Origin of the sequence: Rhizobium sp. PDO1-076, from assembly GCF_000247475.1 — a bacterium.
Taxonomy (GTDB): domain Bacteria; phylum Pseudomonadota; class Alphaproteobacteria; order Rhizobiales; family Rhizobiaceae; genus Allorhizobium.
Genome location: NZ_AHZC01000319.1, coordinates 1 through 905, shown reverse-complemented (window position 1 = coordinate 905; position 905 = coordinate 1). Strand labels below are relative to the sequence as shown.

Genomic DNA, 905 nt, shown 5'->3' with positions numbered 1-905 from the left:
GGCGATGAGCCTGTGGGCGAAAATTGCAAGAGCATGACAGATATCTCCGGATGGCGCCTTTCGCTGGCATTTCCTCCGTTAAGTTTACGATGCCGTCCGGTCAATTCTCGGAATCGCCGTCCGGTTTCATTGGAATATGCAGTGAGCGCTTCCGGATCACGGGCATTGATCCGCGGCGGCCCAAATATCCAATCTCCGTGGAGCGTATTCCCGATCGCCGAGGCTTCAAGTTTACCGCCGACAATGTGACTATGCTGCTCAACGCGCAAGTCAAACCCTGACGTTCACCAATCGTTCTTCAACTTGGCCAAAATCCCAGCTTCGAGCCGACGGGGCCTTCAGGGATCGCAAACTCGGTCAAGGACGGCGTATCAGCAGTGTCAGACGCCTCGTTCGGTGTCGTCACCGAAGCCGCCACCACATCAACATCGGCATCGCTGGCGAGTGAACCATGGTGCGTCACTATTTTTGCCGGGCCCGGCGCAAAACTTCGTTTGCCCGATATCGGCGGCTGCGGGCCGCATGGGCGAAACGGCCGTTCCGGCTCGTTTGATACCGCCTGGCAACATCCCGACGGCGCTCGGCACGGGCGACACGCGCGCAACCTTCAGCACAATAAATCTGCCCGCGGTCGCAGCATCGGCAGATCAGCACTTGACCCCGACAACGCTCGCACAGAAAGAAGCGTCCGGTATCATGCTCATCTGCTCCATGGCAGTCGTCATGACATGGACGCGAAGCCCCGTCTGCGCCATAATAACCCGGCATTCGTGTTCCGCACGGTGTAGGGCGCGGCGCCGGGTAGAATTAGCCGTTCAGTCGGCGCTGTGCCTGCCTTCATCGATCTTCACGAAGATTACGGCAGACGCTGCGGCTGTACCAGTCCTCACCCCATCACCAGAAAA

The 905-nt window shown here is 58.7% G+C and carries 1 protein-coding gene; it reads right to left on the bottom strand.

Annotated elements, in window-relative coordinates; translation table 11 throughout:
- The coding region (locus tag PDO_RS28830) for a hypothetical protein (RefSeq protein ID WP_210161522.1) at positions 1 to 269 on the bottom strand (269 nt) is incomplete at its 3' end.
- Between the last annotated feature and the right edge of the window lie 636 nt (positions 270 to 905).